At 71.8% G+C, this 25212-nt stretch carries 17 protein-coding genes and 1 riboswitch; of the genes, 6 read left to right on the top strand and 11 right to left on the bottom strand.

Going from position 1 to position 25212, the window contains the following annotated elements; genetic code table 11:
* Positions 1 to 61: 61 nt before the first annotated feature.
* Both AC5L30_RS23610 and AC5L30_RS23605 read right to left on the bottom strand, forming a co-directional pair.
* On the bottom strand, positions 62 to 469 hold the full coding sequence (locus AC5L30_RS23610) for a roadblock/LC7 domain-containing protein (RefSeq protein WP_007465177.1): 408 nt from the start codon (positions 467 to 469) through the stop codon (positions 62 to 64).
* Positions 466 to 3597 carry a sensor histidine kinase gene (locus tag AC5L30_RS23605; protein ID WP_494869833.1) on the bottom strand — a complete coding sequence of 1044 codons (3132 nt, stop codon included), beginning with the start codon at positions 3595 to 3597 and terminating at the stop codon, positions 466 to 468. The genes AC5L30_RS23610 and AC5L30_RS23605 overlap by 4 nt, the downstream gene beginning before the upstream one ends.
* A 444-nt stretch (positions 3598 to 4041) precedes the next feature.
* Here AC5L30_RS23605 and AC5L30_RS23600 point away from each other — a divergent pair, with 444 nt between their 5' ends.
* Positions 4042 to 5220, top strand: coding sequence for an ABC transporter substrate-binding protein (locus tag AC5L30_RS23600; protein ID WP_494869832.1), 1179 nt, complete (start codon positions 4042 to 4044; stop codon positions 5218 to 5220).
* Positions 5221 to 5470: 250 nt separating this feature from the next.
* Here the strand turns inward: AC5L30_RS23600 and AC5L30_RS23595 are convergent, their stop codons facing one another.
* Both AC5L30_RS23595 and AC5L30_RS23590 read right to left on the bottom strand, forming a co-directional pair.
* Positions 5471 to 6328 carry an ABC transporter permease gene (locus tag AC5L30_RS23595; protein WP_494869831.1) on the bottom strand — a complete coding sequence of 286 codons (858 nt, stop codon included), beginning with the start codon at positions 6326 to 6328 and terminating at the stop codon, positions 5471 to 5473.
* A gap of 103 nt (positions 6329 to 6431) precedes the next feature.
* Positions 6432 to 7463, bottom strand: coding sequence for an ABC transporter substrate-binding protein (locus tag AC5L30_RS23590; RefSeq protein WP_494869830.1), 1032 nt, complete (start codon positions 7461 to 7463; stop codon positions 6432 to 6434).
* A 269-nt stretch (positions 7464 to 7732) separates the two neighbouring features.
* On the opposite strand from AC5L30_RS23590, the gene AC5L30_RS23585 reads away from it, so the two are divergent.
* The 4 genes from AC5L30_RS23585 to AC5L30_RS23570 all read left to right on the top strand — a co-directional run bounded on the left by AC5L30_RS23585 (position 7733) and on the right by AC5L30_RS23570 (position 13014).
* Positions 7733 to 8518: an ABC transporter ATP-binding protein gene (locus tag AC5L30_RS23585; RefSeq protein ID WP_494869829.1), complete on the top strand. Its 786-nt coding sequence runs from the start codon at positions 7733 to 7735 to the stop codon at positions 8516 to 8518.
* 2 nt (positions 8519 to 8520) lie between these two features.
* Positions 8521 to 9471: an LLM class F420-dependent oxidoreductase gene (locus AC5L30_RS23580; RefSeq protein ID WP_494869828.1), complete on the top strand. Its 951-nt coding sequence runs from the start codon at positions 8521 to 8523 to the stop codon at positions 9469 to 9471.
* Positions 9468 to 9776, top strand: coding sequence for a cupin domain-containing protein (locus AC5L30_RS23575; protein ID WP_494869827.1), 309 nt, complete (start codon positions 9468 to 9470; stop codon positions 9774 to 9776). The genes AC5L30_RS23580 and AC5L30_RS23575 overlap by 4 nt, the downstream gene beginning before the upstream one ends.
* 76 nt (positions 9777 to 9852) lie before the next feature.
* Positions 9853 to 13014 (top strand): hypothetical protein, encoded by a 3162-nt coding sequence (locus tag AC5L30_RS23570; protein ID WP_494869826.1) that lies wholly within the window; start codon positions 9853 to 9855, stop codon positions 13012 to 13014.
* A 167-nt stretch (positions 13015 to 13181) separates the two neighbouring features.
* Here AC5L30_RS23570 and thiC read toward each other — a convergent pair whose 3' ends face one another.
* The 7 genes from thiC to thiE form a co-directional block, all read right to left on the bottom strand.
* A complete protein-coding gene (gene thiC / locus AC5L30_RS23565) occupies positions 13182 to 14774 on the bottom strand; it encodes a phosphomethylpyrimidine synthase ThiC (RefSeq protein WP_494869825.1) in 1593 nt (530 codons plus the stop codon).
* Between the two features lie 17 nt (positions 14775 to 14791).
* Complete coding sequence (gene thiD, locus AC5L30_RS23560; protein ID WP_494869824.1) at positions 14792 to 15577, bottom strand: bifunctional hydroxymethylpyrimidine kinase/phosphomethylpyrimidine kinase; 786 nt, start codon at positions 15575 to 15577, stop codon at positions 14792 to 14794.
* Positions 15574 to 16209 carry a thiamine phosphate synthase gene (locus tag AC5L30_RS23555; RefSeq protein ID WP_494869823.1) on the bottom strand — a complete coding sequence of 212 codons (636 nt, stop codon included), beginning with the start codon at positions 16207 to 16209 and terminating at the stop codon, positions 15574 to 15576. The genes thiD and AC5L30_RS23555 overlap by 4 nt, the downstream gene beginning before the upstream one ends.
* Positions 16206 to 16985: a thiazole synthase gene (locus AC5L30_RS23550; RefSeq protein ID WP_494869822.1), complete on the bottom strand. Its 780-nt coding sequence runs from the start codon at positions 16983 to 16985 to the stop codon at positions 16206 to 16208. The genes AC5L30_RS23555 and AC5L30_RS23550 overlap by 4 nt, the downstream gene beginning before the upstream one ends.
* Complete coding sequence (gene thiS, locus AC5L30_RS23545; protein WP_494869821.1) at positions 16982 to 17182, bottom strand: sulfur carrier protein ThiS; 201 nt, start codon at positions 17180 to 17182, stop codon at positions 16982 to 16984. Before thiS ends, AC5L30_RS23550 begins: the two co-directional genes overlap by 4 nt.
* Positions 17173 to 18330, bottom strand: coding sequence for a glycine oxidase ThiO (gene thiO / locus AC5L30_RS23540; RefSeq protein WP_494869820.1), 1158 nt, complete (start codon positions 18328 to 18330; stop codon positions 17173 to 17175). The genes thiS and thiO overlap by 10 nt, the downstream gene beginning before the upstream one ends.
* Entirely contained in the window at positions 18324 to 18950 is a 627-nt protein-coding gene (thiE, locus tag AC5L30_RS23535) for a thiamine phosphate synthase (protein ID WP_494869819.1), read from the bottom strand. The genes thiO and thiE overlap by 7 nt, the downstream gene beginning before the upstream one ends.
* Positions 18945 to 19054, bottom strand: a riboswitch (TPP riboswitch). Its footprint overlaps the gene before it by 6 nt.
* A 313-nt stretch (positions 19055 to 19367) precedes the next feature.
* Between thiE and AC5L30_RS23530 the strand changes: the two genes are divergently transcribed.
* Positions 19368 to 25199 (top strand): ThuA domain-containing protein, encoded by a 5832-nt coding sequence (locus AC5L30_RS23530; protein ID WP_494869818.1) that lies wholly within the window; start codon positions 19368 to 19370, stop codon positions 25197 to 25199.
* Positions 25200 to 25212 lie beyond the last annotated feature (13 nt).

The following is a 25212-nucleotide window of genomic DNA, read 5'->3' as shown; positions in this document are numbered from 1 at the left end:
GCCGGACTGTGCCGCCTCCCGTCCCTGGTCCGGCGCTCGGAATGAGCGCCGCCTTCCGGTGCTAAGAGCGCACCGCGTCACGCGGCAGCGGCACCAGCGCGGCACCCACCCGCTCGACCAGCAGCGCCATCTCGTAACCCACCTGGCCCACGTCGCAGCTGCGCGCGGCCAGCACGGCCATCGAAGAGCCGTCGCTGATCGACATCAGGAAGAGGTACCCGCTGTCCATCTCGATGACTGTCTGCAACACCCCGCCCGCACTGAACATCCGGGCCGCGCCCTCGGTCAGGCTCACCACACCGGAGGTGATCGCGGCGAGCTGGTCCGCCCGGTCCCCCGGCAGATCCCGGGAGGACGCGAGCAACAGCCCGTCGGCGGACACCGCCACCACGTGGGCGATGCCCGCCACGCTGTCGGCGAAGTTGGTGAGCAGCCAACCCATGTCCTGCATGGCAGCTGGCCTGTTCATCGGCTCTCCTTGGTCGAGGTGCTGTTCAGGTCCGTTCCGGCCGTCCGACCGCGCTGCACACCACGGTGGTAGGCCGACAGCAGACCACGTACTTCGTCCGGGGTCCGCCGGCTGCGGTCCCGGCCGCTCTTCGGTTCGATGCCACCGGGCACGAGCTGTGCCTGCGGCACCCGCTTGGGCAACCCGGAGCGGGTGGTCCCGGCGGGGGCTGGCTCGGCGGCCCGGCTGGCCCGGGACCAGCCCTCGTCCGCCGCCGTACGCCAGGCATTCGGGTCGGCGGCGGGCGCGGCCGGAACCGTCCGGCCAGCCGGCGGCGGGTTGTACGACGGTGGCGCCGGCGGCCGTGTTCCGAACCCGTCCATGGTGGTGCCGAGGCCCTCGGCGCCCGGGGTGCTCGTCCCGTCGGTGCCGGAGCTGCCCGGGGTGCGGGTCGGCAGTTTCGGTCGGGCCGCCGGCGCGGGGGGCACGGGCGCGGCGCTCGTGCCCGCACGCAGGCCGGCCTCGGCCGGAGCGGCGGTGGTGGGCGCGGGCGGCTCGTCGAAGTTGGGCCGGGTGAAGATCGCGGTGGCGTCGTCGCCGTGCGACCGGAACCAGACCGCCTCCATCTCCCGGAAGATCGGAGCCTCGGCGGGGAAGTCGGGCCGGGTGCTGACCGGTGCGGCGGGCACCGACGGCGCGGCCGGCGGTGCCACCGCGCCCGGCCCGGCGACCGGCCCGACCGGGAGGCCCGGGACGCCGCGTCCATCGGCGGCCTCCGTGGCATCCGCGGTGGAGCCACGCCGAGGCAGCGGGTCGACGGTCGGGTAGGCCACGGTCGGGCTGCCCAGCGAGGCGCCCGCGCCGTTGCTGTAGGCCGGCCGGGCCGGCGGGAGCGGGGCGGCGTGGGCCGGAGCGGCGGGGGCGGCGGGTGCGGGTGGCATGGTCGAGCGCGGACCGGTGTAGCCACCCGCCTGTACGGCCGGGGTGGTGTCCCGCGAGTCCAGCGGCGACTGCCACTGGGCGGGAGCCGGCGTGCTGGTCCGCCACTGGTCGGGCAGCGTCGCCGCCGACGTGGCGGCACCGGCGAACTGCTCGGCGTGACCGACCGGGCTGAGCGGGTTCTGCTCCACGGCCATCGGCTGACGCGGCCGGGTGAGCACCTGCTCGCGGCCCCGGTTGGCGGGCAGCATCACGGTAGCGGCGGGCAGCGTCACCTGGGCGACGGTGCCGCCCTCGACGTTGCGGCGCAGCTCGACCCGGATGCCGTAGCGGGAGGCGAGCCGACTCACCACAGCCAGACCCATCAGCCGGAACGCGGCGACGTCAACGCTTGGCGGGGCGGCCAACCGCCGGTTGAGCGAGTCGAGTTGCTCGTCGGTGAGGCCGAGCCCACGGTCCTCGATCTGGATCAGGACGTAGTCGCGGATCCGGCGACCGTCGGCGACCACAGTGGTGTTCGGCGGCGAGAACCGGGTGGCGTTGTCGAGGAGTTCGGCGACGAGGCGTACCACGTCGTTGACCGCGTGCGCGGCCACCGAGATGTCGGTGTCCACCGTGCCGAACTCGATGCGGTTGTACAGCTCCACCTCGGACTGGGCGGCGCGCAGGACATCCACCACCAACGCGTTGTCGTGACGCGGTGCGGCGGAGTCGGCGCCGGCCAGGACGAGCAGGTTCTCGTCGTTGCGGCGCATTCGGGTGGCCAGGTGGTCCAGTTCGAAGAGCTGCGCGAGCCGCTTCGGGTCCTCCTCGCCGCGCTCGATCGCGTCCAGCTCGCCGATCATCCGGTCGACCAGGGTCTGACTGCGGCGGGCCAGGTTGAGGAACATCGCCGAGACGCTGGTACGCAGTGCCGCCTGCTCGGCGGCGACCCGTACCGCCTCCCGGTGGACGACGTTGAAGGCCAGCGCCACCTGACCGACCTCGTCGCGGGTGTTGAGCTGGATGGGGTCGCGGACCTGGCGGACGATCTCGTCCACCCCGCCATCACCCACGCTGCCCATGTTCTGCAGCCGCTGCACCGCGTCGGGCAGGTCGTGGTTGGCCACCGAGAGGGCGCCCTCACGCAGCCGGCGCAGCGAGTGGTTGAGCGAGCGGGCCAGCACCACGGCCAGCGACACGGCGATGATCAGGGTCAGCAGCACCAGGATCGACTCGACCACGGCCTGCCGGATGACGTCCGAGCGCGCCTGGTCGGCCTGCTGGAGCAGTCGGTCCTGCAGTTGGATCTCGGCCCAGCGCATCAGGTCGTTCACGGCGCCGATGGCCGCGGTGGCGTCCTGCGCGGTCACCAGCGGGCGCTGCCCAACCGAGCGGGTGATGTCGGTGGCCACCCGGTCGGCCAGGCCGACCGCGTCGCCGGAGACGGTGCTGTCGACCAGTGCGCGCTGCACCGGGTCGGCGGCCAGCGAGAAGGCGACCAGGGCCTCCTGCTGACCGGTCAACGTTGCCACGAAGGAGGAGAACTGCTCCGAGTCGAGCTGGCCGGCCGTCAGCGCGGTGAAGGCGACGGCCTCTTCCTCGGCGACGGAAGCCTTGGCGCGGGCGAAGGCGGAGACCGCGCGGCGGCTGTCCGCCAGGCTCTCGTCGCCAGGCAGCTGGGCCAGGCCGTCGCCGTACGAGACCAGGTCGGTGAGGATGACTCCGTAGCGGAGCACCGCCTCGGCGACCGCCATCTGCCGGCGGTCCAGCACCTCCTGACGGGTGCCGTCCAGGGTGGCCAGGTGGTCGTCGATGGCGGCCAGCCGGTCCCGCAGGGCGGCTGGCACGTCGCCGATCCGGCCCCGCTCGGCGCGGTACTCGTCCACCCGCTGCTGCGTCTGGCGGACCCGCAGGTTGTACGCGTCGGCCGGCTGCTGCGGAGCGGCGAGGTAGGCGGCCGCGGCCATCCGTTCGGCGTGGAGGTCCTGGGTGAGGGCGCTGACGTCGACGGAGAGGGCCGTCAGTGACCGGGCCCGGGTGGCGTCGAACGCGCCCTCACCGACGGAGATCAGGCGGACCGTGGCCAACGCGATCACCGCCGCCACCGGGACGACCAGAATCAGCGCCAGCTTGGACCGGATCCGGGCGTCACGCAGTCTCGGCATCCGTCGGCGCTCACGCCGACCGCTATCGCCGAGCGCGGGCAGGGTCGTCGGTCCGGTGCTCACGACATCGCCTCCGTCGTTTCTTCCCCGCCTGAGCCGCCGAGCCATGCCGTAAGCGGAGGGGACCACGCGCGGCACGGCCGCGATTTCATCAGAGATGATCGTGTTTGGGAAGCCGCAGTGAGGTAGGAAACGGTCGGACGGAGCGCATCCCGTGATCCGGGCAACTGATACCTTCATTTCCGCAAGCCCCTGAACAGGGCATGTAACTCCAGAGTGGTCACGCGTGTATGCAAAGTGAGCTTTTGCAAACATTGCGTTACCCCAGCATGTGGGATGGCCGTCCCGAAAATGCTGCCGGGGTCCGCGCTTGACCACAGCGCCGGCCATTGGCAAGGTTTTGCAGGCTTCGCGCACACCGTACGGCAGAGGAGATCCCGTCCTCCACTGAGGACGGATTAGCGGCGGTGACCGGGCAGCGCCCGCGCCCGCACCTGGAGGACTGAGTTGAGCCCCATCCGCTCCGCGACCATCGCGGCGCTCGCATCGGCCGTAGTGGCCACCACGCTCACCGGCTGCCAGTTTGGCGAGGCGGAGCAGGACACGAGTCCGATCGTGATCGCTGCCGATCTCGAACTCTCCGGCGCCGCAGCCACGGTTGGCCGGACATACCAGCGAGCCCTCAAACTCAAGGTCGATCAGTTGAACGCCTCCGGAGCACTGAACGGCCGGAAGATCGACCTGAGGGTGAAGGACAACCGTTCCGACTCGGCCGAGTCACTTCGCAACATCGTCGACTTCAGCAGCGATTCGAAGGTCAGCGCCATCATCATGGGCGGCTGCAACGAATGCGCGGTCGGAGCGGTCGGGACCATCAACGAGAAGCAGATTCCCACCATTGCGCTAGCCGCTTCCGGCGCGATCGCCGCGCCGGCCGCGGAACGGCGGTACGTGTTCAAGCTGGGCCCCAACGCCCCGGACAGCGCCGCCGCACTGACCACCGAACTGCGCCGCAACAACATCCGCAAGGTGGGGATGCTGGTCAGCGACGACGACTACGGCCAGGAAGGCGCGGCGGCGCTCAAGAACGAGCTGGACAAGGCCAAGATCACGCTCCGACAGCAGCGGATCAAGACCACCGACACCGACGTCAGCCAGCAGGTCCAGCAGCTCGCGTCGGGCAAGCCCGACGCGATGGTCTTCTGGACCCCGCCGGAGCAGGCGACACTTGCCGCCACCAGCGTCCAGCAGACCATCTTCCGTGGGTCGATCTACTTCGACGCGGGAGCGGCCGGGGACCTCTTCCTGGGCGCGGCGGCCAAGGCCACCGAGAAGGCCACGCTGATCTTCACGCAGACCATGGTGATCGACGACGTGATCGCGACCACGCCGGCCAAGGCGGCGCGGCGGCAGTGGTTCCAGGACTACACGGCGCGCTTTGGCGGCTACAACGGGTCCTCGTCCTTCGCCGCAGACGCCGTCCAGCTGATCGCCGACGCCGAACTGCGCGCCGGTGGCGAGATCGGGAAGGTGGACCGCAACGGCATCCGGGACGTGCTGGAGACGTCCCAGATGGACGGCCTGTCCGGCCCGATCCGCATGACACCGGACAACCACAGCGGCCTGATGCCGCAGGCGCTCACCACGCTGGTCGCCCGCAATGGCCGCTGGCGGTTGGCGGGGTAAACGCTCGGGCCTGCTGTGTTCTTTCGTCCGGCGCTCTTCGTCGTGTGCCGGGTGGGGGGGTGTGGCCTACCGTGCCCGGCTCCGGGCGGTCAGGCTTGATCCCTGCGCCGGGCACGGTAGGCCACACCCTTTGCGCCAGCAGCGCCGATGGAAAGGGCCGGCCTCCTGAGAGGGAGGCCGGCCCTGCGCGTTTCTTGGTGTTGATCTTTATCTGTGTCTTCGGTGCTGCTCTGTGATCTCTTCTGTTGGGTTAGCGGCTGCTGGTGGTTTCTCGCACCCAGGGCAGGGCGAACCGCTCGATCAGCAGCAGCGCCGAGTAGAGCAGGATGCTCACCAGCGCCACCAGCATGATCGCCGCCCAGGCGGTGGCGGTGTCGCCGATCCCGGCGTACTGCGTGATGACGTAGCCGAGGCCGCTCTCGCCGGCCTGGAACTCACCGATCACCGCGCCGATGGCGGCCAGTGGCATGGCCACCTTGAGCCCGACGAAGATCTGCGGCAGCGCGGCCGGGAAGCGCACCTTGCGGAACGCCTGCCAACGGGAGGCGTTCCAGGAACGCACCAGTTCGGCCAGGTCGGCCGGCGTGGTGGTCAGCCCGGTCGCGGTGGAGAGCACGATCGGGAAGAAGCAGAGCAGAAACACCATGGTCAGGATCGGCTTCTGGCCCCAGCCGAGCGCCACCACCAGCAGCGGTCCCAGCGTGATCTTCGGCACCGCGTTCACCGCGACCAGCAGCGGCGTGAACATCCGCTCCACCGTGCGGGAGCTGGCCAGGGAGAGTCCGATCAGGACGCCGGCGACCACCGAGAGGGCGAACCCGGTCAGGATCTCCAGCATGGTGTCCCAGGTGTGCTCCAGCAGCTGGGCCGGCTTGTCGACGAACGCGGTGAGCACGTCACCGGGTGGGGGCAGGGCTGCGGGGTGGACCAGCTCCAGCCGGGCGGTCAGCCACCACGCCGCCAGCGCGACCACGAGGCCGACTGCGGGCAGCACCGCCTCGGCCCCGGCCCGAAGACCGGCACCTCGACCCGTGCGCCCCGGCTCGGGGCCCGCGCTCGGGGGCGGGGGCTCCGCCACCGCCGGGTCCGCTGACCGGACGTCGGTCATCTCTGTCCTCCTCGAAATCCCACGGCCCGCCGGGGGCCGACGAGCGACGGGGGTACGCCCCACCGGGATCGGCGGGACGTACCCCCTGATGACGACCGGACGATCAGGCCTTCGGCGCGAGGCTGAAGTCGATGATCTGCTCGGGGGTGATGTTCTGCTTCAGCGCGCCGGCGCCCTGCAGGATGGCGATGCTCTTGGCGACCCGACCGCTGTCCAGGGTGCCGATCGCGGTGCCGGTGTTGCCGGAGCGGACGTACGCGGCCATCAGCTCCAGCTCGGCGGCGGCGGAGACCGGGTTGGTGGCGTCGACGTTCTTCTTCAGGATGTCGGCGGCCTCCTTGGAGTTCGCCAGGCTGTACTCGAGGCCCTTGAGCAGCGCCGCGGTGAACTTCTTCACCATCTCGGGCTTCTCCTTGGCGATCTTCGAGGAGGTGATCAGCACGTTGCCGTAGAGGTCCTGCATCACGTTGCTGTACGGCAGCATGACGGCCTTCTTCTTGGCCACCGCCTCGATGGTCGGCTGACCGACGACGAACTGACCGATGCCGTCCACCGTGCCCGCGGCCAGCGTGCCGATCAGGTTCTGCGCCTCACCGTTGACCCAGGTCACCTTGCTCGCGTCCACCCCGGCGAGCCGGGCGTACGTCGGGAAGAGGTTGCGGACCACGGAGCCGGGGGTGTCGGCGAGCTTCTTGCCCTCCAGGTCCTTCGGCGAGCTGATGTTCTTGCCCTCGACGGTGGCGATGCCCGCCATGGTGCGCTGCTGGATCGCGGCCACCGCGGTGAAGTCCTTCGCCTGGCCGTTGCCGAGCTGGAGCAGACCGCCGGTGAGGTCGATCGGGCCGAAGTCGGCCTGGCCACCGACGACGGTCTGGATCACGCCACCGGTGCCCTGACCGGCCTTGATCTCGACGTCGAAGCCGGCTTCCTTGAAGAAGCCCTTGTCCTTGGCCACCCAGGCGTAGGAGTCACGGCCGAAGTTGCCGAACGAGGTCAGGTAGGTCACCTTCTCCAGCTTCGCGCTGCCGCCGCCCTTGGCGTCGTCGGCCGAATCCGACCCGCTGCTGCAGGCGGAGACAAGGGCGAGGGCGGTGGCCAGCGCGGCCGTAGCGACCGTACGGGTCAGCCTTCTCATCGATGCACCATGTCCTTTCCGACCGGGGCCGGCAGGCCACCGGAGGGGGTTGTTATGACGGGCCGGCGGGAGGGGTCGAAGCCGGGCGTCGTCGTCGTGGGGGACTCTTCGCGGGCACAGCGTACGAGAAACCCACAGTTGCGACGCCAGGCGTATCGGGTTGCGGAACGGAGACAACCTGACGACCACCCCAGCCGGTGTCATACCTCGACAGAGCAGTTAGCCTTTGTCGGATTCCTGATCGTCCACTCAGCGGAGGTACGCCGGAGATGATCCGACTGTCCGGGGTGTCCCGCACCTTCGAGGGCCGATCCGGCCGGGTGGAAGCGCTGCGCGGCATCAACCTCGACGTCGCCGAGGGTGAGTTCGTCGCCGTGCTCGGCCGCTCGGGTTGCGGCAAGTCCACCCTGCTGCGGCTGATCGCCGGGCTGCTCCCGCTGAGCGCCGGTGAGATCACCGTCGCCGGTACGCCGATCACCCGCCCCCGCCAGGACATCGCCATGCTGTTCCAGAAGCCGGCGCTGCTGCCCTGGCGCACCGTGCTGGACAACGTCCTGCTGCCGGTGGAGATCTTCGGCTGGAGCCGCGCCAAGCACCGGGAGCGGGCCCGGCAACTGCTCGACGTGGCCGGGCTGGCCGGCTTCGAGAAGCGGCTGCCGCACGAACTCTCCGGCGGCATGCAGCAGCGGGTGTCGCTGTGCCGGTCGTTGATCGGTGAGCCCCGGGTGATGCTGATGGACGAGCCGTTCTCCGCGCTGGACGCGCTCACCCGCGAGGAACTCTCCGGCGAACTCCAGCGGGTGCACATGGAGAACAAGCCGACCATCGTCTTCGTCACCCACTCGATCGACGAGGCGGTGCTGCTCGCCGACCGGGTGGTCGTGCTGAGCCCACGCCCCGGCCGGATCCGCAAGGTCGTCGACGTGACCATCCCCCGGCCCCGCACCCTGGGCCGCAACGCCCACCTGGCCGACGTCGCCCAGGTCAGTGCCGACCTGCACGAACTGCTGATGGAACGCGAGCAGCCGGCCACCGCCGGCGCGGAAGGACACTGACCATGCGGGTGTCGGTCTTCACCGAGCCGAACCGTGGCGCCAGCTACGACACCCAGCTCCGGTTCGCCCGCCTGGTCGAGGCCTGCGGCTACGAGGGCTTCCTCCGCGCTGACCACTACCAGTCGATGGGGGCCGACCCGGGCCTGCCCGGCCCGACGGACGCCTGGCTGACCCTCGCCGCGCTGGCCCGGGAAACCGAGCGGATCCGGCTCGGCACCCTGGTGACGTCGGCCACGTTCCGGCTGCCCGGTCCCCTCGCGGTGATGGTCGCGCAGGTCGACCAGATGAGCGGCGGCCGGGTCGACCTGGGCATCGGCGCCGGCTGGTACGAGCGCGAGCACACCTCGTACGGCATCCCGTTCCCGGCGGTCGGCGAGCGCTTCGACCGGCTGGCCGAGCAGCTTGAGGTGATCACCGGGTTGTGGGGAACCCCGGCCGGCCAAACCTACAGCTTCACCGGCGACCACTACCGGCTGGTGGACGCTCCCGCCCTGCCCAAGCCGGTGCAGATGCCCGGGCCGCCGATCATCGTGGGCGGGCGCGGCCCGAAGCGCACACCCGAGCTGGCCGCCCGGTACGCCGACGAGTTCAACATGCCGTTCAAGTCCGTGGCGGCCACCGCCGAGGCGTACGACCGGGTGCGCGAGACGTGTGAGCGCACCGGACGGACGGAGTCCGGACGCGACCCGTTGGTGCTCTCCGCCGGGATCGTGGTGGCCATCGGCCGGACCGACGCGGAGGCGCAGCGTCGGGCCGCACCCCTGCACGAGAAGAGCGCGCTGCCCCCGGAGGACCCGGTGGTCGGCTCCCCCGCGCAGCTCGCGCAGCGGATCGGCGAGTTCGCCGCGATCGGCACCACGCGGGTCCACCTGCGCCTGATCGACTTCGATGATCTCGACCACCTTGAGCTGATCGCCGCCGAGGTGCTGCCCCAACTGGACGGAGCACGATGACCGACGTGATCGACGGAGCCGAACTCGGACCGGTGGGTCAGGAGATCGTGTACGAGAACGACCGGGTCCGGGTCTGGCACATCCGCCTCGAACCGGGCGAGCGGCAGCCGCTGCACCGGCACGACCACGCCTACCTGGTGGTGGCGATCGAGGGCGCCAAGAACGTCGTACAGACCGTCGACGGCACCCGGATCGACGCCGACGAGCCCACCGGCGGGGTGGTCTACCGGGACCCGGGCGCGGTGCACATGCTCACCAATGTCGGGGACACGACTTACCTGGCCCGGCTGGTCGAACTCAAGTAGACCCGCCGGTGGCCACCGGCGTGCCGCGCGGCGCGCCGTTGGCGATCGGGTGTACCAGGTGCGTAACGTGCCGGACATGGCCTTTCGGACCTGGGGCAGACTGCTGCTCACGGCGCTCGGGGTGAGCGTGCTGGCCGGAGCCGGCCAGCTCGGCGTCGCGTACGGTTTCGGCATCGTCCGCCTGACCGGCGCATTCACCGGTACGACCGTCAACCAGTGGCCGGCCCAGCTCGTCTGGGTGGGCTGGTTCGCCGCGAACGCCGCCGTCGCCGGCGCCGTGCTGACCGGACGCCTCGCTCGCCGGGACGCCCCGACGGCCAGCACCGGCCGGCAGTTGGCGGTCGGTGCCGCGGCAGCGCTCGGTGCCACCGTCATCGCCCCGCTCTGCATGCAGCCCGCCCGCGCCGCGGAGCTGATCTCCGTCGACCCGGTCTGGGCGGTGGCCATCTGCGCCGTGGTTGGTGCGCTGATCGGAGCGGGCGCGGCGATCGCCGTCCTGTTCCGGCCCGAGCTCGGCTGGAACGTGGCGGCGGTGGCCGGCGCGGTCTGGCTGCTGGCGCTGATCTCCGTCCTGCCGTCGCTCGGTACGACCGGCCCGCTGCCGACCGTCCGGCTCGGCGTACTGGAGCCGAGCTGGCTCGACGACGCCGCCGCCCAGCGACTGGCGCTGCTCCTGCTGCCCACCGTGGCGCTGCTGGCCGGCGCGGCGACCGCCGGGCTGGCGCGCTGGCGGGGCCAGGCCCCATTGGTCAGCGGGGCCACCGGGGTGGCCGGTCCGGTGCTGGTGGCGTTCGCCTACCTGACCGCCGGTCCGGGCGACGCGGTGGACCGCTACCAGGCCGCCCCCTACTACGGCTCGTTGATCGCGATCCTCGCCGGCGCACTCGGCGCGGCCGCCGCCGCACTGCTGCGCTGGCCGACGGGCACCCGTACCACCGATGACCCGCAGGCGATCGAACCCACCTCCATCCTGCGCCCGCTGCCCGCCGGCCCGGCACTGCCCGGCGCCGCGCCGGCGAACGACCGGGACACCGCCGAACGCAGCGGCACCGAGTCGGCCAACGCCGAGCTGGCCACCACGCAGCCTCGCGGGGTCGTCCCCGGTCCGTGGGCAGCGGGCGACCCCGATGCGGTACGCACCGTCCCGGCCCACTGGGACTGGCCGGAGACCACCGCGAGCGGCCAGCATGGTCCGAGTCCCGCCACTGCGGCTCCCGCTGCTCCGACTCCGCCCGCATCCTGGCTGACCGCGCCGACCGGTGAGTTCAATGCCGCAGGGCCGACGTCCCCGACCCGCGGGGATGATGTTCCCGCCACGACCGAGCCCTCGGCCAGCACCGACACCAGCAAGGTCACCGACACCTCCCCGGCCAGCAGCACGGCCGGCCGCGCCGACGCCGCGACCCCGACGGGTGGCCAAGCGGTGGACGAGCCGACCGGCGGCGCGGTGACGGGCACCAGCGGCCGTCCGACCGGTGGGCGCACCACCCGCAAGGCCGCCGCCGTCCCGAGCAACACGGGCGCATCCGGCGTAGGCACTACCGGCTCGGCCGGGCCCAGCGCGCCGACCAGCTCAGCCGCGCCCAGCGCCCCGACCAGCTCAGCCGCGCCCAGCGCCCCGACCAGCTCGGACACGCCCATTCCCGCCAGCGGCAGTGCGGCCCGGACCAGCGCGGCGGCGACCGGCACGGGCAGCGGCACGGAGGCGACCAGCTCAGCCCCGGCTGGCACGGACGCTCCCAGTTCCGTCACCGCCGCCACGGGCACGGCAGGCACGGACACAGCAGGCACGGACACAGCAGGCACGGGCACGCCCGAGGCGCCGCTGACGATCAAGCCGCGACGGGCCCGCAAGTCGAAGGCCAACCCGGACGCCACCGCCTCCGACGCGGCTGACGGCACTTCCCCTGTCGGCCCGGCAACCACCGACGCGACGACCACCGACGAGACGGTCACCGGCGAGACGACCACCGGCCGCGCCCCGAAGGGCACCCGGCCGGGCAGGTTCGCCGACAGCGCCGGGTCCGACGCGGGCACCGACACTCCGGTGCCCGGCCAGGGGAGCTCGGGCGGGCGGGCCAGCTCGACCTCCGAGGCCGCCTCGGCTGGTGCCTCCGGCACGGCAGCGGCCCGCACCACCGCTACCGGCGCGAAGCGAGCACCGGCCACCCCTGCCACCGGTTCGAAGCGAGCGTCGGCCACCTCGGCGACCGCCGGGACCGGCGCGACGCAAACACCGGCCACCTCGGCAGCCGGCGCGACGCAGGCGCCGGCCGACCCGGAGCCCTCGACCACGACAACCGACGCCGCGCAGACACCGAGCACCACAACGGGCGCGACGCCAGCACCGGCCACCGCGACCGACCACGCTGGTACGGAGGCCACCGCACCGCCGCGCGTCCGGAAGGCCGGCACGGGCAGCAAGGCAGCACCGACCGACCCGGCCTTCCCGACCAGCGATTCCGCCAGCGCCGGGGCTCGTGGCACCGACAGCGCACGGCCCGCCGCCGAGGACGTTCCCATCGCCGGTTTGTTCGGAACCACCGCCGCCAGTGACGCGGACGCGGACCGGTGGACGCCCGCGCCGACAGCCTGGCCGGTCACCTCGACGTGGACGGTGCCACCGCAGGGCTCCGAGCCGAGGGCCACGGGGGCAACGGGAGCGGATGGGTCGAGCGGGCCGGACGAGCCGACCGGGCCGACGCCCAAGCCCCGGCATCGGGCACCGTTGCCGGACCTCAGCCGGGCCGGCACCTGGAACGCGTTCGACACCTCTCGGCGCGCCCGGTCGGCGGAATCGCCGGACAGCTCGACGGCGCGGACAGCGCCGACCGAAGCCAGCGAGCAGACCGCTCGGGCCGAACAGTCAGGGCCGGCGGAGTCTCCGGGCACGGTGGCCGCCCCCTCCGGCACCGCCACCAGCGCAACGACCGACAGCGCCACCGCCACCGGCACCGGCGATTTGGCGCCTGCCGATGCGTCGGCAGCGCCGACGCCGCCGAAGGTGGCAGAGCAGCCCTCCCGGCGAGGGCGGCTCGGTGGGCTGTTCCGCCGCAACCGGTCCCGCGCCGACGAGGAGAGCCCGAAGTCGTCGGACGAGGCGGAGCCGCTGCCGACCCAGGACGAGGAATTCGTCGACTGGGTCGCCGGTCTGAGCAAGCCAGTATCGGACAACGAGCCCGAGCAGGAGAACGGCCGCCGGTCGTTGCGCTCCACCGGTCGGCACCACCGCGAATGACCCACCGCGACTGACTCCACCACGAAGCGCACAGTCACACCGACCGGTCGCCGCTGATCGACTCGGGTTCCCTGATACCGGGCTATCCCACTCACCCGGACACCCCGACATCAAGGAACCCGAGTCGATCACCACGCGACACCCGCGCAGCCGGCCCTGCCGGCAGGTCAGGCGAGCGGTAGGTAGACCCGGCCGCCGCCGGAGACGAACTCCTCCGACTTGTCCTTCATGCCGCGCGCCGCGTACTCCTTGAGCTCCTGGGTGATCTTCATGGAGCAGAACTTCGGGCCGCACATCGAGCAGAAGTGCGCCGTCTTCGCCGGCTCCGCGGGCAGGGTCGCGTCGTGGTACGAGCGCGCCGTCTCCGGGTCCAGCGAGAGGTTGAACTGATCCTCCCAGCGGAACTCGAACCGCGCCTTCGACAGCGCGTCGTCCCATGCCTGCGCGCCGGGGTGCCCCTTGGCCAGGTCCGCCGCGTGAGCCGCGATCTTGTACGCGATCACGCCCGCCTTCACGTCGTCCCGGTCCGGCAGGCCAAGGTGCTCCTTCGGCGTGACGTAGCAGAGCATCGCGGTGCCGAACATGCCGATCATCGCGGCACCGATCGCCGAGGTGATGTGGTCGTACGCGGGCGCGATGTCGGTGGTCAGCGGACCGAGAGTGTAGAAGGGCGCCTCGTGGCACCACTCCTGCTGAAGGTCCACGTTCTCCTTGATCTTGTGCATCGGCACGTGACCGGGGCCCTCGATCATCACCTGGACGTCGTACGCCCAGGCGACTTTCGTCAGCTCGCCGAGGGTGCGCAGCTCGGCGAACTGCGCCTCGTCGTTGGCGTCGGCGATCGAGCCGGGGCGCAGCCCGTCACCGAGGGAGAACGTCACGTCGTAGCGCGCGAGCAGCGCGCACAGCTCCTCGAAGTTGGTATAGAGGAAGTTCTCCTCGTGATGCGCCAGGCACCACGCCGCCATGATCGAACCGCCCCGGGACACGATCCCGGTCACCCGGTCCACGGCCAGCGGCACGTACGGCAGCAGCACCCCGGCGTGCACCGTCATGTAGTCCACACCCTGCTCGGCCTGCTCGATCACGGTCTCCCGGAACACCTCCCAGCTCAACTTCACCGGGTCACCGCCGACCTTCTCCAGTGCCTGGTAGATCGGCACCGTCCCGATCGGCACCGGCGAGTTCCGCACGATCGCCTCCCGGGTCTCGTGGATCCGCTTGCCGGTGGACAGGTCCATCACGGTGTCCGCGCCCCAGCGGGTGGCCCAGGTCAGCTTCTCCACCTCCTCGGCGACCGACGAGCTGACCGCCGAGGTGCCGATGTTGGCGTTGACCTTGACCAGGAACGCCTTACCGATGATCGCCGGCTCGCACTCCGGGTGGTTGACGTTGAGCGGGAGCACCGCCCGACCGGCGGCGATCTCGGCCCGCACAAGTTCCGGATCGACGTTCTCCCGGATCGCCACGAACTCCATCTCCGGCGTCACCACACCGGCCCGCGCGTACGCGAGCTGGGTGGGCCGGCGACCGTCCACCCCGGCCAGCGGCGTGCCCGCACCCCGCACCGGCGCCACGTCACCCCGCTCGGCGATCCACGGCCCGCGCAGCGGCGGCAACCCCACCTCCGGGTCCGAACCGGGACCGGACGTGTCGTAGAGCCGCACCGGGGGCAGGTCCCCGGTCAGTCCCACCTCCGCGAACGGCACCCGGACGTCCGGCCGCGAACCCTCGACGTACACCTTGCCTCGTGCGTGCATGACAGCCTCCCTGGTGATCAAGCGGACCAGCCGAAGTGGTTCAGCGGCCCGCGCCCCGCGCCCAGCTCCCAGCCCCGCGCGCCGGTCAGCGCACGGAGCACGTACTCCTTGGCGGCCCCCACGGCGGCCGGCACCGGATCGCCCAGACCGAGCCGCACCGCGATCGCCGCCGAGAACGAGCACCCGGTGCCGTGGGTGTGCCGGGTGCTCACCCGAGGTGCGCGCAACAGGGTGGTGACGCCGCCGCCGTGCAGCACGTCGACCGCCTCGCCCCCGTCGAGGTCACCGCCGGTGACCACCACGTACTCCGGGCCGCCGGCCACCAGGGCCTCGGCGGCCACGACCATCGCGGCCACGTCGTCCACCGGGCGTCCGGTGATCGCCGCGGCCTCCGCGCAGTTCGGGGTCGCCACCCTGGCGTACGGCAGTAGCCGCTCCACCGCGCCCACCACGCCGAGCCGGTGACCGCTCGTGGCGACCAGCACCGGGTCGACGACGAGCTGAGGCAGCCGGCCGTCCCGGGCCGCCTCGGCCACCACGTCCGCGATCGCCGGAGTGCCGAGCATTCCCGTCTTCACCGCGCAGACGGTGAAATCGGTGAGCACGCTGTCCAACTGCTCGGTGACCGTGCGCGGGGGCAGCGGCAGCACCGCGTCGACGCCCCGGGTGTTCTGCGCGGTGACCGCCGTGAGGACGCTGGTGCCGTACGCGCCCAGCGCGGCGAAGACCTTGAGGTCGGCCTGGATGCCGGCACCGCCGCCGGAGTCCGAGCCGGCGATGGTCAGCAGTGTGCGCGGGGTCATTTTCCCTCGCTTTTGGTTGCGGTTTGGGTCAGCGCAGGGGTGACTGCCTCGACGTAGGCGCTGGTCAGAATCGCGGCTGTCTCGGTCGGGTCTTTCGCTCGCATGATTGCGCCCAGCACCGCTACTCCGGTGGCTCCTGCTGCGACGCAGGCGGTTACCTGTTCTGGTGTCTCGACTCCGCCCAGCGCCAGCAGCGGTACAGGGGTGGAGTCGACCAGCTTTCGCAGGCCGTCCGGTCCCAGGGGCGGGCCGTAACCCGGCTTTGTTCTTGTGGGCCAGACCGGGGAGATGGTGGCGTAGTGCTCGGCGGTCAGGCGGTTCAGCTCCGGTTGGTGGTGGCAGGAGCGGCCGACCAGGCCGTGGGTTGGCGGCGGGTACGGGCCGGCGGCGGGCAGGTGCACGGCGTCGCCGCCGAGCGGGTCGGGGCCGGCCACGATGAGAGTCCCGCCGGCCTCGGCGAGGATCGCGCGCAGGTCGGCGGCGAGGGCGGCGCGTTCGGCGCGGGGCAGGTCCTTCTCCCGCAGCACCGCCCAGCGCACTCCCCCGGCCACGGCTCCGGCCACGACCCGGTCGAGCCCGGCCCGCGCGACCAGCCGGTCGGTCAACAGGACAACCCCGGACGGCGGGGTCACAGCTCGGGCCTTCCCTCGTCGGGGGTGGAGGCGAGCGCGTGGAAGCGACGCTCGATCCGGCCGGCCCCGGCCGCCAGACGACCGGCCTCGACCGCGTACCGCATCGCGGTGGCCATCGCCACCGGGTCGGCCGCCCGGGTGACCGCGCTCGCCAGCAGCACCCCGTCACAACCCAGCTCCATGGCCAGCGCCGCGTCGGACGCGGTGCCGATGCCGGCGTCGAGGATCACCGGCACGTCCACACCCTGCCGGATGAGTCGAATGTGGTGCGGGTTGCCGATGCCGAGCCCCGAACCGATGGGCGAGCCGGCCGGCATCACCGCGGCACAGCCCACATCGGCGAGGCGGCGGGCGAGCACCGGGTCGTCGCTGGTGTACGGCAGCACGGTGAAGCCGTCGGAGACCAACTCCTCGGCGGCGCGGAGCAGCTCCACCCCGTCGGGCAGGAGTGTCCGCTCGTCGCCGATCACCTCCAGCTTGACCCAGTCGGTGTCGAACGCGTCCCGGGCCAGCCGGGCCACCTTCACCGCCTCGATCGCGGTGTGGCAGCCGGCGGTGTTCGGCAGCAGGCGTACGCCGCACCGGTCGAGCAGCTCCAGTAACCCGCCGGTGGAGCCCGGCGCCGTGCCCACCCGGCGCAGCGCCAGGGTGACCAGCTCGGTGCCGGACGCCCGGATCGCCTGTTCCAACATGTGCAGGTTCGCGGCACCGCCGGTGCCGAGGATCAGCCGTGAGGTGAAGGTCTGCCCACCCAGCTCGAACGGCACGCCGCTCACCCGCCCTGCGCCGCGGTGAGCACCTCGACCCGGTCACCGTCGCGCAGCGCCCGGGCCGGCCAGCCGGTCCGGGGCACCACCTCGCCGTTGACCGCGACCGCCACCCCACGCGGCTGCGCCACGAGGTCGCGGACCAGGTCCGCCACGGACGCGCCAGCGGGGACGCTGCGCCCGGCCCCGTTCACCGTCAAGTCCACGGGTCCCCCTCCATCGTCGGTTCAGGTCCGCCCAACGCGGCAGCGCCGAAACGGTCGGCCCGGAAGGGCGCGAGCAGCGGGTCGGGTACGCCGCCGAACACCAGATCGGCGATCAGGTCGGCGGTGATCGGGGTGAGCACGATGCCGTGCCGGTGATGCCCGGTGGCGGCCAGGACATCCGGCCGGTCGGGCAGCGGCCCGAGGATCGGCGCGTTGTCCGGGGTGCCCGGGCGGAGCCCGGCGACCGCCTCGACCAGGTCGTACTCGGCCAGTTCGGGCAGCAGGTCGACCCCGGCGCGCAGCAGCCGCTGCACGGCGCCGGCGGTGACCGTCGTGTCGGCGCGCTCCTCGACCGTCGCGCCGAGCACGACCTCACCGTCGGCGCGGGGCACCAGGTAGACGTGCTCGCCGTCGGCGTACCCCCGGATCACGTGCCGGAAGCCCGGCGCGACGCCGTCGGGCGCGCGGAGCCGGAGGATCTGGCCCTTCACCGGCCGCACGGGCAGGCCGGTGAGCGCGGCGGCCCCGCAGCCGGCGGCGACCACGGTGACCGCGGCGTCCACATCGGACAACTGACGGACCGGCTGCGACACGAGCACCGCGCCGGCCCGCTGCACGGCCGTGCGCAGCGCCGGCACCAGCAGCCGGGGGTCGACCTGGTGGTCGGTGGGCGCGAGCGCGCCGCCGCGCACCCGTGGGGCCAGCGCCGGTTCGCGGTCGCGCAGCTCGCTGGGGCGCAGCGGCGTCACGGGCAAACCCAACCCCTGCTGGTACGCCCAGAGCCGGCGCGCCTCGGCCAGGTCGTCGCCGGTGAGCCCGACCATCAGCGTGCCCTCGGTCCGGTACCCGATCTCGACCCCGGTCGTCTCGGTCAGCTCGGCGGCGAACGCCGGCCAGCGCGCGGCGGACGCCAGCAGTAGCCCGGTCAGCTGCCGCTCACCGAAGTACGCCTCGGCCACCGGGGAGAGCATGCCGGCGGCCACCGCCGACGCCCCCGAACCGGGTGCCGGATCGTGCACCGCCACCCGCAGCCCTCGCGCGGTGCAGCGCCAGGCGATCGCCAGGCCGATCGGCCCCGCCCCCACCACTGCCACGTCCGGCCGGACCCGGTCGCTCGACGGCGCTGATGGGGACCGGCCGGTCAGCACGTCAGCGCCTCGATCAGCTCGGCGGTCGCCCGGGCCGGGTCGGCGGCGGCGGAGACGGCACCGACCACCGCCACCCCGTACGCCCCGGCGGCCCGCAGCGCCGGCACCCGGGCGGCGGTCACTCCGCCGATCGCGATGACCGGGACGTCGACGGCGTCGACGACGGCGCGTACCCCGGCGGGCCCGATGGGGTCGGGCAGGCCGGTCTTGGTGTTGGTGGTGTGGCACGGCCCGACGCCGAGGTAGCTGGCGCCCGCCGCGACGGCCTCGCGCGCCGGGCCCGGCGCGCGAGCGGTGGCGCCCAGTACGCCGGTGGGGCCGAGCACCCGGCGGGCGGCGGCGACCGGTAGGTCGTCGGCGCCGACGTGTCCACCGGCGGCGCCCACCGCGAGCGCCACGTGCAACCGGTCGTTGACCAGGCAGGTCGCCCGGTACGAGGCGCAGAGCGCCAGCACCCGCCGGGTCAGGTCGTACGCCTCGCGGTCGGTGGCGGAATCCTCGACCCGGACCTGCACCACCAGGTCGGCGTGGGCCACGGTGAGGGCGGCGCGGACCACGGCGAGTGGGTCGCGACCGGGTCGGGTGTCGGTGATGAGATGCAATCGCCCCAGGGACGGCACGGCAACGCTCCTCCCTGCGCCGGCATTACCCGGATCAGGTTCGACGGTCGGGGGCTGTCAGCCCCCCTCTCAGCCCGGTACACCGGGCTCCCGTGGGTTACTTGCGTGTCACGGTACGACAGATCCGCCGGCCTGCCAAGGCGCGGGGTCGGCGGTGGCCGGCGGGGCCGGGCCTCGCCAGAACGAGCGAGATCGGTGGGGCACTTCATACGGTCCTGTTCGGAATGTCGCCCCCCGTTGCAGAACCGTTACCCGTCCGCATCTTGCCCGACATCGAGCCAGCCGAATTAATTTGTTCAGCGATTCGACAAAATGTTCGGTGGGGACACCCTGGCAGGTGTGACCACCGGCTCCATCAGGGACGGCCTTCGGCGAGCCGACTCCCGCGAGCTCTGTCACTACGACACAGGAGGCGGCGTGTCCCGTTCTCGTCGTGCCCGCGTACCCATCACCGCAACCCTGATCTCCCTGGCCATGGCCTCGACCACCCTGTTCGGCGCGCCCGCCCAGGCGGCCGCCCAGGTTCCCCCACGGGATGCGAAAGCCGCAGCCCCGGTCAGCCAGGTGGCGCCGAAGGCGCCAAAGGCCGCGGCCGATCCCTTCTCCGTCCTCGTCTTCTCCAAGACCGCCGGCTTCCGGCACGACTCCATCCCCACCGGCATCGCCGCCATCCAACAACTCGGCGTCGACAACGGATTCACCGTGGACAACTCCGAGGACGGCGCCGCATTCAACGACGCCAACCTGGCGAAGTACAAGGCGGTGATCTGGCTCTCCACCACCGGCGACGTGCTCAACGCCGACCAGCAGGCGGCGTTCGAGCGCTACGTCAAGGCGGGCGGCGGTTACGTCGGCATCCACGCCGCGTCGGACACCGAGTACAGCTGGGCCTGGTACGGCGACCTGGTCGGCGCGTACTTCGCCAACCACCCGCAGAACCAGCAGGCCACGGTCAAGGTGGAGGACCACGCCCACCCGTCCACGGCCGGGTTGCCGGACCGTTGGTCCCGGTTCGACGAGTGGTACAACTACCAGACCAACCCCCGGCCGGACGTGCACGTGCTGGCCAGCCTGGACGAGAAGAGCTACACCGCCGGTGCCGGCGCGATGGGCGCGGACCACCCGATCGCCTGGTGCCAGGACTACGACGGTGGCCGCTCCTGGTACACCGGAGGCGGGCACACCCGGGAGTCGTACGCGGAGCCCGAGTTCCTCTCCCACCTGCTCGGCGGCATCCGCACCGCGGCCGGTGTCGAGAACGCCGACTGCGGCGCCTCGAAGACCTCGAACTTCGAGAAGGTCGCGCTGGACAGCAACACCAGCAACCCGATGGAGCTGGACATCGCCCCCGACGGGCGGGTCTTCTACATCGAGCGCGACGGTCGCGTGCAGATCGTGAAGCCGGACACCGGCAACACCGTCACCGCCGTCGACCTGGACGTCTTCACCGGTAACGAGGACGGTCTCATCGGCATCCGGCTCGACCCGGACTTCGCCACCAACAACTGGGTGTACCTGTACTACGCCCCGAACGACGGGGTCACCCGCAACCTGCTGTCCCGTTTCACCGTGACCGGCGACACCATCAACCCGGCCAGCGAGAAGCAGGTGCTGCGGGTCGACACCCAGCGCAACACCTGCTGCCACGCCGGCGGCAGCATGACCTTCGACGGCGACGGCAACCTCTACCTGGCCACCGGTGACAACACCAACCCGTTCGAGTCGAACTCGTACTCGCCGCTCGACGAGCGGCCGGGTCGCCAGGACTACGACGCGCAGCGCACCTCGGCCAACACGAACGACCTGCGCGGCAAGGTGATCCGGATCCACCCGGAGGACGACGGGACGTACACCGTTCCGGCCGGCAACCTCTTCGCGCCGGGCACGGAGAAGACCCGTCCCGAGATCTACGCGATGGGCTTCCGCAACCCGTTCCGGATCGGCACCGACCCGAAGACCAACACGCTGTACGTCGCGGACTACGGGCCGGACGCCAACGCGGACAACCCGAACCGGGGCCCCCGCGGTCTGGTCGAGTGGAACATCGTCACCCCGGGCAACTACGGCTGGCCGTACTGCACGGGCACGAACGAGGCGTACAACGACTACACGTTCCCGTCCGGCCCGAGCGGCGCGAAGTTCGACTGCGCCGCGCCGGTGAACAACTCGCCCAACAACACCGGCCTGACCAACCTCCCGCCGGTGGTCCCGGCGACCGTCGACTACGGGTACGCCGGTGACGCGCGTTACCCGGAGATCGGTGGCGGCGGCGCCCCGATGGGCGGCCCGGTCTACCGGTACGACGCCGACCTCAACTCCAACCGCAAGTGGCCGGCGTACTACGACGGCAAGGCTCTGCTCGGCGAGTGGAACCAGAACAAGATGTACACCATGCAGGTGACCCCCGACGGCAAGTCGTTGGTGGACATCAACCAGCTGCTCACCGGCATGAGCATGGTCCGGCCGATGGACTTCGAGTTCGGCCCGGACGGCGCGCTGTACCTGATCGAGTGGGGCAGCGGATTCGGCGGCAACAACGACAACTCCGGCGTCTACCGGATCGACTACACCGCCGGTGACCGCGCACCGATCGCGGCCGCGTCCGCGACCCCGACGTCGGGCGCCGCGCCGTTGACTGTCGAGTTCTCCAGCGCCGGCTCCCGGGACCCGGACGGTGGCACGCTCACCTACGCCTGGGCCTTCGGCGACGGGCAGACCTCCACCGAGGCGAACCCGACCCACACGTACGCCACGGCGGGCAACTACACCGCCCAGCTGACCGTCACCAACCCCAAGGGTCGTACCGCGGTGGCCAACGTGCCGGTCACGGTGGGCAACACGTCCCCGACGGTGACCATCGAGTTCCCACCGGACGGTGGGTTCTTCGAGTGGGGCGACCAGGTCCGCTACTCGATCAAGGTGACCGACCCGGAGGACGGGCAGATCGACTGTGCCAAGGTGAACCTCCAGGTGCTGCTCGGCCACGACGAGCACGCCCACCCGCTGGAGCAGCACACCGGCTGCACCGGCACCGTGCAGACGTCGCTCGCCTCCGGGCACGGCGCCGAGGCGAACGTCTTCGCGGTCTTCGAGGCCACCTACACCGACGGTGGCGGGACCGGCGGGGCCAGCCCGCTCACCGGCCGCGCGATCGAGGTGCTCCAGCCCAAGCGCAAGCAGGCCGAGTTCTTCACCGCCACCGGGCGCGCACCGGTGAGCACCGGCGGCGGAGACGCCGGCGTGCAGCGGGAGACCGCCGCCGACACCGCCGGCGGCGGCCAGAGCGTCGCGTTCATCGAGGACGGCGACTGGTGGTCGCTCGCCCCGGCGAACCTGACCAACATCACCGAGATCCGGTTCCGGGCCGCCTCCGCCGCCGCCGGCGGTCGGATCGAGGTCCGCGCGGGTGCGGTGGACGGACCGGTGGTCGCCACGGCCGTCGTACCGTCGACCGGCGCGTGGCAGACGTACACGGACGTGAGCGCACCGGTCACCGGCGCCGCGAGCGGCTCGCTGTACTTCCTGGCCCGCGACCCGAACGGCGGAACGGGTTCGCTGTTCAACGTCAACTGGATGGACTTCGTCGGCCGCGGTGTCACCGAGAACGGGCCGCCGACGGTCAGCGCCACGGCCACCCCGGCCACCGGCACCGCACCGGTCACCGTCGCCTTCGACGGCACGGCCACCGACGCCGAGGGCGACACCCCGCTGACGTACGCCTGGGACTTTGGTGACGGAGGCACGGCAGCCACCCTGGACGCCAGCCACACCTACACCAGCCCGGGCACCTTCACGGCCACCCTCACGGTGACCGACAGCAAGGGCGCCAAGTCGTACGCCACCGTGCCGGTGCGGGTCGACGCGCCGGACACGTCCTGCTTCGGGGCGCGTTCGGACGACTTCAACGGCAACAGCCTCGACAAGGAGCGCTGGACCAGCGTCGTCCGGGAGAACCAGCTCTACTCGCTCAGTGGCGGCGCGCTGCGGCTGCCCACCGGCGTGGGTGACCTCTACGGCGCTCGCAACGACGCCACCAACCTGGTGCTCCAGGCGGCCCCGACCGGCGCGTGGGAGATGACCACCAAGGTCACCCTGCCGGTGACTGCCAACTACCAGCAGGCCGGCCTGCTGGTGTACGGCGACGACGACAACTACGCCAAGGTGGACCTGCTGTACAACGGCAGCCGGCGGGTGGAGTTCATCCGGGAGACGGCGGCCACGCCTCGCAACGAGGCCGCCGACGCCACCAACGCACCTGCGGGTGACACCGTGTACCTGCGGATCACCAGCGACGGGACGAACCTGACGGCGTCCGCCTCGGGCGACGGCCAGACCTTCACCCCGGTCGGCCGTTCGGCCGCGCTCGCCGGCATCACCAACCCGCGGATCGGGGTCTTCGCACTCAACGGAGGCACCGAGGCGCCGGTCGTCGACGCCGCGTTCGACTCGTTCCAGGTCACGCCGGACGCTCCGGCCGGCCCGGTCGACCCGTCGGACGAGTTCACCGGCAGCACGTTGGACAAGTGCCGGTGGGACGCCGTGACGCGAGAGGACCCGAGCGGTTACCGGGTCACCGGTGGCGCGCTGCGGATCGACGTGCCCAACGGTGACATCTACGGCACCGACAACACCGGGCCGAAGAACTTCATCCTCCAGACCGCGCCGTCGGGCGACTGGACCCTGGAGACGAAGGTCGACGGCAGCCTGCTGAACGAGCAGTACCAGCAGGCCGGTCTGCTCGTGCAGGCCGACGACGACAACTACCTGAAGTTCGACTTCATCGCGGACAACCAGGCCGGCCAGGCGGTGACGCGGCGGATCGAGTTCCGCAGCGAGATCGCCGGGGCGGTCCAGAACCCGCAGCCGGAGGTGACCAACCTGACCGATGCGGTCTGGCACCTGCGACTGGCTCGCACCGGCGACACGTTCACCGCGTCGTACTCGGCCGACGGGACGACCTGGACCGCGTTGACGGCGCTGACCAACAGCGCGGTCGGGGCCACCCCGAAGGTCGGGCTGTTCACCCTCGGCGCCAACCAGACGGCGTCGAAGACCGCCTCGTTCGACTACTTCCGGCTCAGCACGGAGGTGGCCGACGAGACCGCGCCGGTGACCACGGCGGCGGTTTCCGGCACCCCGACCGAGGGGTGGCACACCGGGCCGGCGACGATCACGCTCACCGGCGCCGACGAGGCCGGCGGTAGCGGGCTCGCCGGTACGGAGTACCAGCTGGACGGGGCCACCACCTGGACGGCGTACACCGCTCCGGTGGCGGTCAGCGGGGACGGCGAGCACGAGCTCCGGTTCCGCTCGACGGACAAGGCCGGCAACGTGGAGGCGACCAAGACCGTCTCGGTCAAGATCGACGCCACCGCGCCGGTGACCTCGGCGACGTTCGCTCCGGCGAACGACGCCGGTTGGCACAACGGGACCATCCCGGTCGTGCTGGCCGCTACCGACGCCGGTTCCGGCGTCAAGACGGTGGAGTGGTCGCTGGACGGTGGTGCCTGGGCGCCGTACTCGACGCCGATCGAGGTGACCGGGGACGGGCAGCACGAGCTGCTGTTCCGCTCGGCGGACAAGGCGGGCAACGTCGAGACGCTGAAGTCGGCGGTGCTGCGCATCGACGGCGCCAAGCCGACGCTGCTGGTGTCCGGGCTGGCCGACGGCCAGCTCTACGGCGACAGCCAGGACGTTCGGGTGTCCTGGCAGGCCGTCGACCCGACCTCGGGCATCGCGAGCGTGGTCGGTCAGCTCGACGGCCAGGCGTACACCAGCGGCACGTTGCAGGCCATGTACGACCTGTCGCTCGGCCTGCACGAGCTGACCGTGACCGCGACCGACAAGGCGGGCAACAAGACCACCTCGACGGTCCGGTTCTTCGTCACCACCTCGTTCCGGGACATGCAGAGTCTGCTGGACCGGTTCAAGGCGACGGGGCGGCTCTCGGCCAAGGCGCACAAGCAGCTGTCGAACAAGCTCGACGCTGTTCGCGCGTCCGAGGCGGCCGGCGACGACAAGGCGGCCGTCCGGCAGCTGACCGCGTTCCGGACGCTCGCCTCCGACGCCACGTTGGTGCCCGAGGCGGAGGTCCGGGACGTCCTGATCCGGGACGCCGACGCCATGATCGTTCGACTCGGCGGCGCGGCCAGCAAGGCCGGGGTCAAGGCGAACGACGGTGACCCGGTCAAGGGCACCGGCCGGCTCGGTGGCGATGCCACCCGGTTGGCACCCGGTCGCCAGCTCTGATCCGACGAGGCCC

It is taken from the genome of Micromonospora sp. BQ32 (assembly GCF_059358895.1).
This window is presented reverse-complemented; position numbering and strand designations above follow the sequence as displayed.